Source organism: Faecalibacterium sp. AF28-13AC (assembly GCF_003478405.1).
In the GTDB taxonomy this organism is placed as follows: Bacteria; Bacillota; Clostridia; order Oscillospirales; family Ruminococcaceae; genus Faecalibacterium; species Faecalibacterium prausnitzii_E.
This window is the reverse complement of the sequence record NZ_QUFG01000011.1, coordinates 1-13,244: the sequence shown is the minus strand read 5'-3', so window position 1 is coordinate 13,244 and position 13,244 is coordinate 1. Positions and strand designations below refer to the sequence as shown.

The window sequence follows — 13,244 nt, the reverse complement described above, 5'->3', positions numbered from 1 at the left end:
GAAAATCAGTTTGCTGCCTTTTTTGCAGTGGGTTCCGTGTTTCCTTTTTTGCGTGATTCGAACTTTTCCATTTGAGGAAAAGTTCTTTTTTTTGCCCAATCGAGCGCACACCAAAAACAGGGAGGTATCGTACCATGCTGCTTGTAAACGCTGTCAACACGGAAGGACGCCCCGTGGAGCTGTTCGTCAGGGACGGAAAGATCGCGGCGGTCGGCCAGGATCTGGAGGCTCTGGCCGGGGAGAACGAGGTCGTTCTGGATGCCGGGGGGCTTACCGTGCTGCCCGCCTTCGTCGATCTGCACTGCCACTGGCGCACACCGGGCTTTGAATATAAGGAGGACATCGAGACGGGCAGCCGTGCGGCGGCTGCGGGCGGCTACACCTTCGTCAACCTGATGCCCAACACCAAGCCCGTCTGCTCTTCGGCTGCGCAGGCCGCAATGGTGGAGCAGAAGGCCGCAGAGGTGGGCCTGTGCGATGTGAACCAGACCGTCTCCATCACCGAGAACTTTGATGGCAAGACGCTGGACCACCTCAAGACCCTGCCCGCCAGCGTCCGGTTCATCACCGAGGACGGCCACGGTGTGCAGGACAACGCCACCATGGCGCGGGCCTTCGCCATCTGCACCCAGCGGGACATCACCGTGATGAGCCACGCCGAGGATATGGAGATCAGCCCCTGGGACTACCGCCTGGCCGAGGATATCGAGACGGTGCGCAACTGCTGGCTGAGCGAGTATTACCAGACCCGGCTCCACATGTGCCATGTGTCCACCCGCGGTGCCATCGAGGCCATCCAGATGGCCAAGCTGCGCGGGGCCCCCGTCACCTGCGAGGTGACCCCCCACCACCTGTGGTTCACCAAGGACACCTGCGACTACCGCGTCAATCCGCCCATCCGCACCGCAGACGATGTGGCCGCCCTCATTGAGGCCATCCGCACCGGCGTGGTGGATGCCATCGCCACCGACCACGCACCCCACTCGGAAGAGGACAAGCTCAAGGGCATGGCCGGTATGGTGGGCAGCGAGACGGCCTTCGGCGTCTGCTACACCAAGCTCTGCAAGGAGGAGGGCCTGCCGCTGGAACTGCTGGTCCACCTGATGAGCACCCGCCCGGCAGAGATCCTGGGTCTGGCCAAGGGCCAGCTGGAACCCGGCTACGACGCCGACTTCGTGCTGGTGGATCTGGATACCCCCTATACGGTGGACAAGGACAAGCTCCACTCCAAATCCCACAACTGCCCCTTTGATGGCGCACAGCTCTACGGCAGGGTCTTTGCCACCGTCAAGGGCGGCGAGCTGACCTATCAGGCAGAAGCGTAAAAATAGAATCTCAAAACAGCATTCGCTGTTTTGAGATTCGCCTACATACATAAGAGTAAGAGAGCAACGGAGGAACCAACTATGACGAACATGGACAAACTGTACGAAGCTGTTGAGGCACGCGGCCCGGTCTGCGTCGGCCTGGATACCGACTTCAGCTATCTGCCCGCGGACTTTGTGGACAGCACCCTGTCCAAGGGCGAGAACATCGTCCGCTTCAACAAACAGCTCATCGAAGCCACCAAGGCGGTCGCCGGCTGCTACAAAGTCCAGATCGCGTACTACGAGGCGCTGGGTCTGGACGGCATGAAAGCCTATGCCGACACCCTGAAGGCCGTCCGTGAGGCAGGCGTGCCCGTCATCGCTGACATCAAGCGCGGCGACATCGCCAAGACTGCTGAGATGTACGCCATGGGCCACTTCACCGGCGACTTTGAGGCCGACTTTGTCACCCTGGCCCCCTACATGGGTCTGGATTCCATCAGCCCCTATCTGCCCTACGCCGAAAAGCAGGGCAAGGGCATGTTCGTGCTCTGCCGCACCTCCAACGGCGGCGCCAAGGACTTCGAGTATGAGAAGCTGGCCGACGGCCGCCACGTCTACGACCTGGTGGGCGACAAGCTGAACGCGCTGGGCAAGGACTACATGGGCGAGCACGGCTACTCCTCCATCGGTCTGGTCATCGGCGGCACCCACATCGAGGAGGCCACCGAGATCCGCGCCAAGTATCAGGACAGCTTCTTCCTCATCCCCGGCTACGGCGCACAGGGCGGCAAGGCCGAGGATATCGCCCAGTACCTCACCAAAGGCAACGGCGGCGTGGTCAACTCCAGCCGCGGCATCCTGCTGGCTTACAAGAAGCAGCCGGGCACTGCCTTTGACGAGGCTGCCTATAACGAGTGTGTGAACATGAAGGAGGCCATCGCCCATGCGTGCAGCCTGCTGTGAAGCCACCGTTCTGAGCCATGAGGTCATCGCGGCAGACATCCGCCTGCTGCGCGCCCTCTGGCCGGACCGCGAACATCTGCCCCACGCAGGTCAGTTCTTCACCCTGCGTGCCTGGGGTGCCGACGAGGCCCCCTTCCTCTCCCGGCCCATCAGCGTCCATAAGTGGGAGCCGGAGACCCAAACCATCGAGTTTCTGTATCAGGTCATCGGCGAGGGCACCCACAAGCTGGCCGCGCTGAAAAAAGGCGATACCTTCCAGCTGACCGGCCCGATGGGCAATGGGTTCGACATCCCGGCGCTGGCCGGACAGTATCGAAAGATCGCTGTGGTGGGCGGCGGCATCGGCACCGCGCCGATGTATCAGGTCACCCGCGAACTGGCCGCAGCAGGCGTCCGGCCCGATGTCTTCTTCGGCTTCCGGGATGCGCCCTACTGCATGGAGGAATACCGCTCCATCGCCAACCTCGTCAAGGTGTCCACCGACACCGGCGCGGTGGGCTTCCACGGCTTTGTCACCCAGCTGTATGACCCGGCGGATTACGACGCCGTCCTCGTCTGCGGCCCGACGGTCATGATGAAGAACGCCGCCCGCCTCTGCGCGGAGAAGGGGACCCCCTGCTTCGTCAGTCTGGAAAAGAAGATGGCCTGCGGCATCGGGGCCTGCCTCGGCTGCACCTGTGAGACCAGGGGCGGCGAAGGCAAGAGCGTGTGCAAGAATGGCCCGGTCTTTGATGCAACGGAGGTGTTCTTCTGATGGCAGATCTGAAAACGAACCTGTTGGGCTTTGTGATGAACAGCCCCATCATCGGCGCATCCGGCACGGTCGGCTACGGCGTCGAATACGAGGAACTGGCCGATTTTTCCAGGATCGGCGGCATCTCCGGCAAGGGCCTGACCCTGCACGGCCAGTACGGCAACAAGGGGGAGCGCCTGTGGGAGACCCCCTCCGGCCTCATCAACAGCATCGGCCTGCAGAACCCCGGCGTCCAGCACTTCATCGACGTGGAGCTGAACGAGATGCTGGAGCTGCGGCAGAAATACGGCACGGTGGTCATCGCGAACCTCGGCGGCCACAGCGAGGAAGAGTACGTCGAGGGCGCTGCGATGCTGAGCGACAGCGCCGTGGATATCGTGGAGCTGAACATCTCCTGCCCGAACGTCAAGGTGGGCGGCATGGCCTACGGCGTCAAGGCGGAAGCAGCCGGTGAAGTGGTCCGGATGGTCCGCGATGCCTGCAAAAAGCCGCTCATGGTCAAGCTCAGCCCCCAGGCCGAGAACATCCCGGAGATGTGCAAGGCCGTCGAGGCAGCCGGTGCGGATGCCATCAGCCTGACCAACACCTTCCAGGCCTGCGCCATCGACCTCGAAAAGCGCAAGCCGGTCTTCAACAATATTTTCGCGGGCCTGTCCGGCCCGGCGGTCCGCCCCATCGCACTGCGGATGGTCTGGCAGGCTGTGGGTGCCGTGAACATCCCGGTCGTGGGTCTGGGCGGCATCGCTACCGGCCGCGACGCGCTGGAGTTCATCATGGCCGGTGCCACGGCCGTGCAGGTGGGCGCTGCCAACTTTGCGAACCCCCGCGCCATGGAGACCATCGCCGAGGAGATGGCCGCCTGGATGGACAAGAACGGCGTCAAGACGCTGGACGAGATCCGCGGCTGCGCCCGCAGCAATGGATAAAACTTGGAATTAACCACATAAAAATGCAAATATTCACAAGAAACAGAAAATCGGTGAATAAATTTGCGTTTCCATAAAAAGCGTGGTACAATACTGCGTGATCGTACGAAAAACATGAACTGAAACAAAGAGAGGGAGAAGTACAATGAGTGAAGCACTTGAGATCCTGAAGAGCTGTGACGCATTCCTGGAGGGCCATTTCCTGCTCTCCTCCGGCCGCCATTCCAGCGCCTACTGCCAGATGGCCTATCTGCAGCAGTATCCCGACCGCTGCGCCGAGGCCATGAAGGCCGTGGCCGACAAGGTCAAGGAGCTGGATGTGGATGTCATCGTCGGCCCGGCCATGGGCGGCATCGTCTACGCTTACGAGCTGGCCCGCCAGACCGGCAAGCGCGCCATCTTCACCGAGCGCGTTGACAATGTGATGACCCTGAAGCGCTTTGCCATCCATCCGGGTGAGAAGTGCCTCATCGCGGAGGACGTTGTGACCACCGGCATCTCCTCTCTGGAGACCAAGCGCGTCATCGAGGAGAACGGCGGCATCTGCGTGGGCATCACCTGCGTGGTGGACCGCACCAAGCCCGAAGCTCCGTCGCCCATCCCCATCGTGGCAAGCGCCCTCAAGCTGGACCTGCCCAACTACGCACCCGAAGAGTGCCCCATCTGCAAGGAGGGCAAGCTGCCGCTGGTCCATCTGGGCAGCCGCAAGATGAAGCAGGAAGCGAAGCAGACCCTGTAAGGCCGCGCATCTGTGTTGAAACAAGGAGTACCTATGAACGCATATCTTCTTTTGGCGAACGGCATGGTCTTTGCGGGCCAGTCGGTGGGCGCAGAGGGCGTCACCGTGGGCGAGGTCGTCTTTGCCACCGGTATGGTCGGCTTTGAAGAGACCCTGACTGACCCCAGCTATTATGGCCAGATCATCACCCAGACTTACCCCCTCATCGGCAACTATGGCATGAACCAGGGCGACATGGAGTCCGACCGCATCTGGGCCAGGGGCTACATCGTGCGCGAAGCCTGCACCACGCCCTCCAACTGGCGCTGTGAGGAGACGCTGGACAGCTTTTTGAAGAAAAACAACACCATCGGCATCGAGGGCATCGACACCCGCCACCTGACCCGCATCATCCGGGAGAGCGGCGTGATGAACGGCGCCATCCTGACCACCTTTGACCCCGCGGACCCGGCCAACAAAGCCGAGACGGACAAGCTGCTGGAGACCATCCGCGCCTATGCCGTGACCGACGCGGTCAAGAACGTCACCTGCGCAGCGCCCGAAGTCTTCAACGAGAAGGGCGAGACCCACATCGTGCTGATGCACTACGGCTGCAAGCGGAACATCGTGCGGTGCCTTGTTAAGCGCGGCTGCAAGGTCACGGTCATGCCGGCCTTCGCCACCGCCGAGGAAGTGGCCGCTCTGAATCCGGACGGCATCATGCTGTCCAACGGCCCCGGCGACCCCGCCGAGCCGGTGGAGGTCATCGAGAACCTCCGCCATATCTTCGAACTGGGCATCCCCACCTTCGGCATCTGCCTGGGCCACCAGCTGTCCGCTCTGGCCGCCGGTGCCAAGACCATGAAGCTCAAGTACGGCCACCGCGGTGCCAACCAGCCCGTCACCGACTTTGAGTCCGGCCGCACCTTCATCACCAGCCAGAACCACGGCTATGCAGTCGTGGGCGACGAGCTGCCCGCCGAGATGGGCGAGGTGGCTCAGGTGAACGCCAACGACGGCACCTGCGAGGGCATCAAATACAAGAAGTGGAACTGCTTCACCGTCCAGTTCCACCCCGAAGCGAACGGCGGCCCCAAGGACACCGAGTTCCTGTTCGACCGCTTCCTGAACAACGTCAAAGCAGCAAAGGAGGCACGCTGAAATGCCTAAGGACCCCAGAATCAAAAAGGTACTGGTCATCGGCTCCGGCCCCATCATCATCGGTCAGGCCGCCGAGTTCGACTACTCCGGTACGCAGGCGTGCCGCGCACTGAAGGCAGAGGGCATTGAGACCGTTCTGCTCAACTCCAACCCCGCCACCATCATGACCGACCCCGACGTGGCCGACCATGTCTACATCGAGCCGATGACCCTCGAAGTCGTGGAGCGGATCCTGGAGATCGAAAAGCCCGACTCCGTGCTGCCCAACCTGGGCGGTCAGATGGGCCTGAACCTCTCGATGGAGCTGGCCCGCTCCGGCTATCTGGACCGCACCGGCATCCGCCTGCTGGCCTGCAAGCCGGAGACCATCGACCGCGCCGAAGACCGTGAGCTGTTCAAGGAGACGATGGAAAAGCTGCACCAGCCCATCATCCCCTCGGAGGTCGTTGAGACGCTGCAGGACGCACTGGCCTGCGCCGACCGCATCGGCTACCCGGTCATCGTCCGCCCCGCCTTCACCATGGGCGGCACCGGCGGCGGCATCTGCGAGACCCGCGAAAAGCTCATCGAGATCGGCACCAACGGCCTGCGTCTTTCCCCCATCCATCAGATCCTGGTGGAAAAGTGCATCGCCGGCTGGAAAGAGATCGAGTATGAGGTCATGCGCGACCACAAGGGCAACGTCATCACCGTCTGCAACATGGAAAACCTGGACCCCGTCGGCATCCACACCGGCGACTCGGTCGTCGTGGCTCCCTCCCAGACCCTGACCGACCACGAGTATCAGATGCTCCGCACCGCTGCGCTGGACATCATCACCGAGCTGGGCATCGAGGGCGGCTGCAACTGCCAGTTCGCCCTCAAGCCGGACAGCTACGATTACGCGGTCATCGAGGTCAACCCCCGTGTGTCCCGTTCGTCTGCACTGGCTTCCAAGGCCACCGGCTATCCCATCGCCAAGGTGGCCACCAAGATCGCCATCGGCTATACGCTGGACGAGATCACCAACGACGTCACCGGCAAGACCTGCGCCTGCTTCGAGCCTGCGCTGGACTACATCGTGGTCAAGTACCCGAAGTGGCCCTTCGATAAGTTCGTCTATGCCGACAAGTCTCTGGGCACCCAGATGATGGCTACCGGCGAGGTCATGAGCATCGGCAACAGCTTCGAGGCTGCCATGATGAAGGCCGTCTCCTCCATCGAGCTGGGCATGGATACCCTGACCCACAAGCCCTTTGAGAAGCTGACCGATGACGAGATCGTGGCACACCTGCATGTGCAGGATGCAGAGCGCGTCTTCTGCGTCTACGAGGCCCTCAAGCGCGGCATCGACCACCAGACCATCTGGAACATCACCAAGATCGACTGGTGGTTCCTGGATAAGATGCAGCACCTGGCCAACCTTGAAAAGGGCCTGGCCAACTGCCACGGCGTTCTGAGCGCTGCGCAGTACAAGGAGGCCAAGAAGTACGGCTTCCAGGATAAGACCATCCGGCGTCTGGCCGAGGTGGACGAGCTGCCCATCGCGAACTACCGCGCCGGTTTCAAGATGGTCGATACCTGTGCAGCCGAGTTCTCGGCCAACACGCCGTATTTCTACTCCACCTACGACGGCGACAACGAAGCCGCCGCGTTCATCGCGGAGAAGGAAGCCGCTGCCCCTGAAAAGAAAAAGAAGGTCCTCGTCTTCGGTTCCGGCCCCATCCGCATCGGTCAGGGCATCGAGTTCGACTACTGCTCGGTCCACTGCGTCTGGACGCTCAAGAAGCACGGCTGCGAGGCCATCCTGGTCAACAACAACCCGGAGACCGTCTCCACCGACTTCGACACCGGCGACCGCCTGTACTTCGACCCGCTGAACCCGGAGAGCGTCGATAACATTATCGCCACCGAGAAGCCCGACGCCTGCGTCGTCCAGTTCGGCGGTCAGACCGCCATCAAGCTGGCCAAGCACATGGATGAGATCGGTCTGCCCATTCTGGGCACCCCGGCGGATGCCATCGACGAGGCCGAGGACCGCGAGCGCTTCGACGAGCTGCTGGAGCGCTGCGGCATCCCCCGCGCCCCCGGCCGCACCGTCTTCAACCTGGAAGAGGCTCTGGCGGCTGCCGACGAGATCGGCCTGCCCGTCCTGATGCGCCCCTCCTACGTGCTGGGTGGCCAGAACATGATCGTCGCCTACACCAAGGCCGACGTCATCGAGTACATGGGCGTCATCACCGAGCACGTGGATATGGACCACCCCGTCCTGCTGGATAAGTACATCATGGGCACCGAGTGCGAAGTGGACGCCATCTGCGATGGCGAGAACTTCCTCATCCCCGGCGTCATGGAGCAGATCGAGCGCACCGGTGTCCACTCCGGCGACTCCATCTGCGTCTACCCGGCCCAGCATCTGACCCAGGCCGAGATCGACACCATGGTCGATTATACCGGCCGCTTTGCCCGCGAGCTGCACGTCACCGGTCTGGTGAACGTCCAGTACGCGGTCTCCAACGGCAAGGTCTATGTCATCGAGGTCAACCCCCGCTCTTCCCGTACTGTGCCGTACATTTCCAAGGTCACCGGTGTGCCCATGGTCGATCTGGCTGTCCGCTGCTGCCTGGGCGAGAAGCTCACCGACATGGGCTACGGCACCGGCCTGCACCCCAACGCCCCCTATGTGGCGGTCAAGGTGCCCGTCTTCAGCTTTGAGAAGCTGCACGGCGTCGATACCCAGTTCGGCCCGGAGATGAAGTCCACCGGCGAGGTGCTGGGCATCGCGCCCAACTTCCACGACGCCCTGCTCAAGGGCCTGATCGGTGCGGGCTACACCTTCAAGACGCCCGGCCCCGCTTCCTGCTGCATCTTCACCGTGAAGGACAGCGACAAGCCGGAGTTCGTGGACATCGCCTGGAAGCTCAAGAGCATGGGCTACAAGCTCTATGGCACCTCCGGCACCTGCGCCTGGCTCAACAAGCACATGGTCCCCTGCAACGAAGTGCGCAACATGTCCGGCGAGTCGCCCAACATCGTGGACCTGCTCCAGAGCGGTCTGGTGGACTATGTCTTCTCCACCAGCGCCAAGGGCCGCGACCCCAAGCGCGACTCCGTCCGCCTGCGCCGCAAGGCCGTGGAGCTGAGCATCCCCTGCATCACCGCCGTGGATACGGCCAATGCGCTGGTGGAATGCCTGCGCAGCGAACACGAGCTCAAGAATATCCCTCTGGTGGATATTGCAACGCTGTATCATAAGAATTGACGGTCTGAATGTAACTCGTGCGCAAATAGATGCGTTTCGTGCGCAATCCATCGTAATGAAGAGCCGCATTTGTTATAATCAACAACGCAAAATTTGCCAAAAGACGTTACTTTTGGACGTTCCAGGAGGATATCGATAAAAATGACTCGTTCCCAGATGATTGAGACCGTGGCGCGCAAGACCGGCTTCACCGAAGCACAGGTCGAGACCACGATGGACGCTTTGTTTGACCAGATCGCAGACTGCCTGCGCGCAGATGAAAAGGTGACCATCGCCGGCTTTGGCCGCTTCGAGATGCGCCCCCGCAAGCCGAAGGCTTACACCAACCCCAAGACCAAGGTCTCCAGCCGTTTGGAGTCCACCTCCATCCCCGGCTTCAAGGCCAGCGGCCGTTTCAAGCAGAAGCTCGAAGCAGGCCGTGCCGCTGACAAGAGCGTCGAAGAGACTGCCTGATCCCTGCAACAGAGATCTGCATCCAAGAGCTGTGCTCCCAAATGGGGGCATGGCTCTTTTTGTTACTGACAAGCGCGGCATTTCATGGTATACTGTAAGAAAATCGGAACGGAATGGAGAAGGATCATGCTGTACAGTGAACTGCATTGCAGCGAAGCCATCCACAAGGCTGTGGAGCAGATGGGCTTTGCGGAAATGACCGAAATTCAGGAAAAGACCATCCCCGTCATGCTGGCGGGGCGGGACGTCATCGCCAAGGCTCCCACCGGCACAGGCAAGACCTGTGCCTTCGGCATCCCGGTGGCCGAGCAGATCGACCCGGCCCAAAAGGTGCCGCAGGCGGTCATTCTGGCCCCCACCCGTGAGCTGGCCCAGCAGATCGCCGAGGAGCTGACCGCCCTCACGGCCTTTATGCCGGGCGTTGCAGTCGCCTGCGTCTACGGCGGCGCCAACATGGAAAAGCAGGCCAGACGCCTTGCAGAGGGGTGCCAGATCGTGGTCGCCACCCCCGGCCGCCTGATGGACCATTACAAACACCACAGCATCGACCTCTCCCACGTCACCCAGATCGTGCTGGACGAAGCCGACGAGATGCTGAACATGGGCTTCTATAAGGATGTCCGCCACATCATCGAGCTGATGAAGGCCCGCAAACACCTGTCCATGTTCTCGGCCACCATCAGCCGCGAGGTCATGGACATCGGCTGGCTGTACCAGCACAACGCCGAGGAGATCACCGTCCAGCCCAGGGAGGAGAGCCAGCCCAAGATCACCCAGTACATGCTGGAGACCTCCGGCCGCAACAAGCTCTCCGACCTAGCCCAGATCATCATCGGCGAGGGTTACAAGCGGGTCATGGTCTTCTGCGATACCAAGTTCAACACGGCCACGCTGGCCAACCAGTTGGCCCGCCTCGGCTTCTCGGTGGACTGCCTCCACGGCGACCTCTCCCAGAAAGAGCGCAACCAGATCATGCAGAACTTCCGGGACGGCAAACTGGCCATCCTCGTGGCCACCGACGTGGCGGCCCGCGGCATCGACGTCTCGGACGTGGACGCCGTCATCAACTACGACGTCCCCGGCGACAACGAACATTACACCCACCGCATCGGCCGCACCGGCCGCGCCAAAAAAGAGGGCGTCAGCTACCTGTTCTATGTGCCGGAGGAAAAGAAGCGGGTGCAGGAGCTTCTCCGCCTGACCCGAAACACGGAACTGTGCACCCCGGTCCACTTCGATTTCAACCATGAGCGGATCGTGGTGGAAAAACAGGCCGACCATGCCGACCGGTTCCAGATCAAGTGCTATTTTTAAGCGCAAAAAGTCTTTCTCTCGGCGAGGGGAAGACTTTTTTGCTGAAACCCCTTGACCTTCCCCTTTGTGGAAGGTGTAAAGTAGGTGCGTAAGGAGGCCGCCGAGCGATGAAGATCAACGAAGTAGAAGCTGCTGTGGGCGTGACCAAGAAGAACATCCGCTTTTATGAGGAAGAAGGGCTCATCAGCCCCCGGCGGGAACCCGGCAACGGATACCGCAGCTACTCCGAGGCGGACGTGGAACGCCTGCGCCGCATCAAGCTGCTGCGCAAGCTGGACGTCCCGCTGGCAGAGATCCGCCAGATGCTGGAAGGGGAGTGCACCCTTGCCGACGGCATGGCCCGCCAGATGGAACGTCTGTGCGCCCGCCGCACCGACCTCGACGAAGCCATCAACTTCTGCGAGCGATTGCAGCGGGAACCCGGCAGCCTCAGTGAACTGGATGTGGAGCAGACGCTGGCGCGTCTGTCCGCAAAAGAGGAACAGGGGGTGTCCTTTGTGAACATTGAACAAGTAGACCGGAAAGCCGAGCGCATCAAAGGGGCGTTGGTGGGCGCAGGCCTGTTTACCGCGATCATGCTGCTGACCATGGGCATTACCGCGTGGGCCATCTGGATGGACCCGCAGGATATGCCGCCGCTGCCGCTGCGGGTGCTGCTGTTCGGCATCCCGGCGGGCTGCATCCTTGGTACGCTGAAGGTTCTGGCAGACCGGATCCGAGAGATCAGAAAGGGAGAAGAAGATGCTTATCGTAACTATTAACGAAGTCCCCGGCAAAAAGATGGAGGCCCTGGGCGTGGTGCGGGGCAGCACGGTGCAGAGCCGCAACTTCGGCCACGACATCATGGCCGGGTTCCGCACCCTTGTGGGCGGCGAAGTTACCGACTATGCTGAGATGCTCACCGAAGCCCGGCAGATCGCCACTGGCCGCATGGTCAAGAACGCCGAAGAGCTGGGCGCGGATGCTGTGGTCGGAATGCGGTATGCGTCCGCCAGCGTCATGCAGGGCGCAGCGGAAGTCATTGCGTATGGAACGGCGGTGAAGTTCGTATGAGCAGCAGAGAAAAACAGAGTTTTGGGATCTACTTTTTAACGGCATTCGGTCTGGCCTGGCTGTGTCAGGTGTATGCAAGCATGCAGCTCCTTCAGGGCAATGCTGCGGTATACCGTGCGCTGCTGTCCGTGAGCATGTTCTGCCCTCTGGCGGCCGTGCTTGCGGCGAAAAAAGTCTATCTGCATCAGCCCACCGGCATCGGCTGGAAGGTGCAGGGCAAGCGCCGCTATTGGCTGGCCGCCTGGTTTGGCCCGGCGGTGTTCACCGTGCTGGCAGCGGTGCTCTATTTTGCCGTGTTCCCGCATCGGCTGGACGTTTCGGGCAGCTGGCTGGTGGCGGCTTACGGCGGCGAGATGGACGCCCAGACTTTGAAAAGCCAGCTGGGGGTATCCAATGTCAGCTACATGCTGCAGACCGGCCTGCTTGCCGTGACGCTGGGTCCGCTCATCAATATGTTCTTTGCCGTGGGCGAGGAGGCCGGGTGGCGCGGATATATGATGCCCTGCCTGAAGGAACGGTTTGGCCTGCTCAATGGCCGTCTGCTGGGCGGTGTCATCTGGGGCGTCTGGCATTGGCCGCTGATGCTGCTGGTGGGTTATGAGTACGGCACGGACTATCTGGGCGCACCGGTACTCGGCCTTGTGGTATGGTGCGTGTTCTGCTTTGCCATGAACAGTCTGCTGGATCTTCTCTATGAAAAGACCAGCTGCATCTGGGTGCCGGCCATCGCGCATGGTGCATTCAATGCAGTTGCGGCATTGTTCATGGTGCTGACCTACCCGGCAGATGCCTATTATAATGTGCTGGGTCCCACGCCCATTGGTCTGATCGGGCTGCTGCCGGTGCTGGCAGCAGCCGTCTGGCTCACGCTGCGCGAGATGAAACAGGAAGAGAAAAACTGAATCCAGGCTCCATGCCTGCATCCTCCGATGCCAGGCGTGGAGCTTTTCTATATAATAGGAAGAAAGCTTGAAACAGCAGCACATTGGCAGCGAAAAAGAGAGACCGATCTGCCCCGAACGCAGCAATTTGAATTTTTTGAAAAAAATTTGTAAAAAAGTGTTGACATCCACCCCGGTGTATGGTATTATACTTGAGCGCCAAGCGCTGAGACAAAAGAATGACTTCTGAAGTCCCAGCTGAGAAGCGAGAGAAAAGAACCAATAGACGCCAAAAGATTCCAGTCAGTTCTGAGAAATCGGAAGCGCTCCAAGTTCAAAACGTTCGAAACGCTTCGAAAAAGTGCTTGACAAAAAATCACTTCTGTGATAAAATAATCAAGTCGTCAGCCAGTCGGCTGAGGCGCACAGGACCTTGAAAATTGAACAATATCGAAAAACTTGTAACGGAA

General features: G+C 60.8%; 13 protein-coding genes. All 13 read left to right on the top strand.

The genetic code is table 11. The features are described from left to right. Positions 1 to 134: 134 nt before the first annotated feature. Entirely contained in the window at positions 135 to 1,325 is a 1,191-nt protein-coding gene (locus tag DWY95_RS13830) for a dihydroorotase (protein WP_118553952.1), read from the top strand. Between the two features lie 81 nt (positions 1,326 to 1,406). Further along, complete coding sequence (gene pyrF / locus DWY95_RS13825) at positions 1,407 to 2,273, top strand: orotidine-5'-phosphate decarboxylase (RefSeq protein WP_118553951.1); 867 nt, start codon at positions 1,407 to 1,409, stop codon at positions 2,271 to 2,273. After that, positions 2,254 to 3,027, top strand: coding sequence for a dihydroorotate dehydrogenase electron transfer subunit (locus DWY95_RS13820; RefSeq protein ID WP_118553950.1), 774 nt, complete (start codon positions 2,254 to 2,256; stop codon positions 3,025 to 3,027). The genes pyrF and DWY95_RS13820 overlap by 20 nt, the downstream gene beginning before the upstream one ends. Then, positions 3,027 to 3,953, top strand: a complete 927-nt coding sequence (locus DWY95_RS13815) for a dihydroorotate dehydrogenase (RefSeq protein WP_097791327.1) — start codon at positions 3,027 to 3,029, stop codon at positions 3,951 to 3,953. The genes DWY95_RS13820 and DWY95_RS13815 overlap by 1 nt, the downstream gene beginning before the upstream one ends. 145 nt (positions 3,954 to 4,098) lie before the next feature. Further along, the gene (pyrE, locus tag DWY95_RS13810; protein WP_118553949.1) at positions 4,099 to 4,692 is read left to right on the top strand and encodes an orotate phosphoribosyltransferase; all 594 of its coding nucleotides are present in this window, start codon (positions 4,099 to 4,101) and stop codon (positions 4,690 to 4,692) included. A 33-nt stretch (positions 4,693 to 4,725) separates the two neighbouring features. Then, the gene (locus DWY95_RS13805) at positions 4,726 to 5,832 is read left to right on the top strand and encodes a carbamoyl phosphate synthase small subunit (protein WP_097791325.1); all 1,107 of its coding nucleotides are present in this window, start codon (positions 4,726 to 4,728) and stop codon (positions 5,830 to 5,832) included. A gap of 1 nt (position 5,833) precedes the next feature. Beyond that, positions 5,834 to 9,073, top strand: a complete 3,240-nt coding sequence (carB, locus tag DWY95_RS13800; protein ID WP_118553948.1) for a carbamoyl-phosphate synthase large subunit — start codon at positions 5,834 to 5,836, stop codon at positions 9,071 to 9,073. A 141-nt stretch (positions 9,074 to 9,214) separates the two neighbouring features. After that, positions 9,215 to 9,526, top strand: a complete 312-nt coding sequence (locus DWY95_RS13795) for an HU family DNA-binding protein (RefSeq protein ID WP_055190838.1) — start codon at positions 9,215 to 9,217, stop codon at positions 9,524 to 9,526. A 126-nt stretch (positions 9,527 to 9,652) separates the two neighbouring features. Then, complete coding sequence (locus tag DWY95_RS13790) at positions 9,653 to 10,840, top strand: DEAD/DEAH box helicase (protein ID WP_118553947.1); 1,188 nt, start codon at positions 9,653 to 9,655, stop codon at positions 10,838 to 10,840. 107 nt (positions 10,841 to 10,947) lie between these two features. Beyond that, a complete protein-coding gene (locus DWY95_RS13785; protein ID WP_118553946.1) occupies positions 10,948 to 11,601 on the top strand; it encodes a MerR family transcriptional regulator in 654 nt (217 codons plus the stop codon). Next, positions 11,582 to 11,893 (top strand): heavy metal-binding domain-containing protein, encoded by a 312-nt coding sequence (locus DWY95_RS13780; RefSeq protein ID WP_097791320.1) that lies wholly within the window; start codon positions 11,582 to 11,584, stop codon positions 11,891 to 11,893. The genes DWY95_RS13785 and DWY95_RS13780 overlap by 20 nt, the downstream gene beginning before the upstream one ends. Next, positions 11,890 to 12,795 (top strand): CPBP family intramembrane glutamic endopeptidase, encoded by a 906-nt coding sequence (locus tag DWY95_RS13775; protein WP_118553945.1) that lies wholly within the window; start codon positions 11,890 to 11,892, stop codon positions 12,793 to 12,795. The genes DWY95_RS13780 and DWY95_RS13775 overlap by 4 nt, the downstream gene beginning before the upstream one ends. 67 nt (positions 12,796 to 12,862) lie before the next feature. Next, positions 12,863 to 13,024, top strand: coding sequence for a hypothetical protein (locus DWY95_RS17125; protein WP_158577567.1), 162 nt, complete (start codon positions 12,863 to 12,865; stop codon positions 13,022 to 13,024). Positions 13,025 to 13,244 lie beyond the last annotated feature (220 nt).

Coding starts and splice junctions, on each gene's coding strand:
- pyrF (WP_118553951.1), top strand. CDS start 1,407: ATGACGAACATGGACAAACTGTACGAAGCTGTTGAGGCACGCGGCCCG.
- DWY95_RS13815 (WP_097791327.1), top strand. CDS start 3,027: ATGGCAGATCTGAAAACGAACCTGTTGGGCTTTGTGATGAACAGCCCC.
- carB (WP_118553948.1), top strand. CDS start 5,834: ATGCCTAAGGACCCCAGAATCAAAAAGGTACTGGTCATCGGCTCCGGC.
- DWY95_RS13805 (WP_097791325.1), top strand. CDS start 4,726: ATGAACGCATATCTTCTTTTGGCGAACGGCATGGTCTTTGCGGGCCAG.
- DWY95_RS13830 (WP_118553952.1), top strand. CDS start 135: ATGCTGCTTGTAAACGCTGTCAACACGGAAGGACGCCCCGTGGAGCTG.
- DWY95_RS13795 (WP_055190838.1), top strand. CDS start 9,215: ATGACTCGTTCCCAGATGATTGAGACCGTGGCGCGCAAGACCGGCTTC.
- DWY95_RS13775 (WP_118553945.1), top strand. CDS start 11,890: ATGAGCAGCAGAGAAAAACAGAGTTTTGGGATCTACTTTTTAACGGCA.
- DWY95_RS13785 (WP_118553946.1), top strand. CDS start 10,948: ATGAAGATCAACGAAGTAGAAGCTGCTGTGGGCGTGACCAAGAAGAAC.
- DWY95_RS13820 (WP_118553950.1), top strand. CDS start 2,254: ATGCGTGCAGCCTGCTGTGAAGCCACCGTTCTGAGCCATGAGGTCATC.
- DWY95_RS13790 (WP_118553947.1), top strand. CDS start 9,653: ATGCTGTACAGTGAACTGCATTGCAGCGAAGCCATCCACAAGGCTGTG.
- pyrE (WP_118553949.1), top strand. CDS start 4,099: ATGAGTGAAGCACTTGAGATCCTGAAGAGCTGTGACGCATTCCTGGAG.
- DWY95_RS13780 (WP_097791320.1), top strand. CDS start 11,582: ATGCTTATCGTAACTATTAACGAAGTCCCCGGCAAAAAGATGGAGGCC.